The sequence below is a fragment of the Nocardioides pocheonensis genome (assembly GCF_003725535.1).
Lineage (GTDB): Bacteria > Actinomycetota > Actinomycetes > Propionibacteriales > Nocardioidaceae > Marmoricola > Marmoricola pocheonensis.
Genome location: NZ_RJSF01000040.1, coordinates 647423 through 649426, shown reverse-complemented (window position 1 = coordinate 649426; position 2004 = coordinate 647423). Strand labels below are relative to the sequence as shown.

The 2004-nt window shown below is 71.1% G+C and carries 2 protein-coding genes; both read left to right on the top strand.

Features of this window, described 5'->3' with window-relative positions:
- Nucleotides 1–1636 (top strand): sensor histidine kinase (locus tag EFL26_RS13950; protein WP_221176953.1); only part of this gene is annotated, 1636 nt, incomplete at its 5' end.
- On the top strand, nucleotides 1633–2004 hold a 372-nt coding region (locus tag EFL26_RS13945), incomplete at its 3' end, for a response regulator (RefSeq protein ID WP_148046728.1). The genes EFL26_RS13950 and EFL26_RS13945, both read left to right, overlap by 4 nt.

Genomic DNA, 2004 nt, shown 5'->3' with positions numbered 1-2004 from the left:
GGTGTTTCCCGATGGTCGGCCCTTGTCCCGACGATGGCGGCCCACCCTCTGGGCCGGCTGGGCGTTCATCGTGCTGGCGACCCTCGGCAACGCGCTGACGCCCCAGCGGCTCGAGTCGGTGCCGGGTCGAGACAACCCCTACGCCATGACCGCGCTGGACGGTCTCTGGGCGGCAATGATCGCCATCAGTGCCCCGCTGGGTCTGCTGGCGCTGTGCGCCGGCCTGGTCACGCTGGGGCTGCGTTGGCGTCGATCCGGCGGAGACGAGCGACAGCAGCTCAAGTGGTTCCTTGCCGGCGTCTCGCTGTTCCCTGTGCCGTTGCTGCTGCACGACGCGCTGCCGGTGGTCAGCGACGTGTTGATCTCGGTCGCCCTCCTGGTGATGCCCGTGCTTCTGGGTGTCGCCGTGCTCCGGTACCGGCTCTACGACCTGGATCTGGTCGTCCGGCGCGCCGCGGCGTACGCCGTCGTCAGCGCCTTGGTCGCCGGCATCTACCTGGCCATCGTCGCGGTGGTCGAGGCCGCGGTCGGTGGGCACGCCACGCAGGCGGAGCACGTCGCGGCGGCCGTCGCTGCAGCCGCGGCGTTCCAGCCCTTGCGCGCGCTGGTCCAGAGAACGGTCGACGAGGTGTTCTACGGCGACCGGCTGCGACCCTACGAAGCAATGAACCGGATCGGCCGGCAGCTCGAGCACGCGATGCTGCCCGACACCGTCCTTCCCGGCGTCGTCACGGCGGTGACCGACGCCCTGCGGCTCCCCTACGCCGCGGTCGAGCTGCTCGACGAGACCGGCTGGTCGATGGCGGCCGAGCACGGACGGCCGGCGGGGACGGTCGAGGAGTTCCCGATGACCTACCAGGCCGAACGGGTCGGCCGACTCCTCGTGTCGCCGCGCGCGCCCGGCCAGCCACTGCACATGTCGGATCGCCGCCTCCTGGTCGACCTGGCGCGGCAAGTCGGCGTCGCAGCGCACGCGGTCCGGGCCAGCCTCGCTCTGCAGCGCTCGCGAGTCGCGCTGGTCAGCGCCCGGGAGGAAGAACGGCGACGCCTGCGCCGGGACCTGCACGACGGGCTCGGCCCCACCCTCGCGGGAGTCACCCTCGGCCTGCATGCCGCGCGCAGCCAGGTCGTCTCGGCGCCCGATGAAGCCGAGCACCTCCTCGAGACCCTGGAGACCCAGGTCGAGCAGGCCGTCGCGGACGTACGCCGCGTCGTGTACGGGCTGCGACCGCCGGCACTGGACGAGTTCGGTCTGGTGCGCGCACTCCAGCTCCATGCGTCGCAGCTGGAGGCAACCGCCCCGTCGCTCACGATCACCCTCTGCCTTCCTCATCAGGAACTGGGCCAGCTTCCCGCCGCGGTCGAGGTCGCTGCCTACCGGATCGCCTGCGAGGCCCTCACCAATGTCGTCAGGCACGCAGGCGCGACCGCATGCAGTGTCAGGGTGCACCTCGACGGCGCGCTCGAGCTCGAGGTGGCCGACAACGGTCGGGGGCTGCCGCCCGACCAACCCGCCGGGGTCGGCATGCTGGGAATGCGGGAGCGGGCGGAGGAGCTCGGCGGCCGGCTCGAGATCAGCTCAGACCAACGTGGAACCGTCGTCCACGCACGCCTACCGGTGCCCGAGGTGAGATGACAGATCGAGTCCAGGTCCTCGTCGCCGATGACCACCCCGTCTTCCGCAGCGGTCTGCGTGCGCTCCTTGCCACCGATCCGGCCGTCGTCGTCGTGGGCGAGGCGGCCACCGGCACCGAAGCAGTCGCCGCGACCGCCCGCGAACACCCCGACGTCGTCCTGATGGACCTGAACATGCCCGAGCTCGACGGAGTTGCGGCGACGGCACAGATCCTGCAGTCGAATCCTCAGGTCGCGATCGTGGTCCTGACGATGTTCGACGACGACGACTCAGTCTTCGCAGCGATGCGCGCCGGCGCCCGGGGCTACCTGCTCAAGGGAACCAACCAGGCGGACATCCTGCACGCGGTCCACGCGGTCGCGACGGGC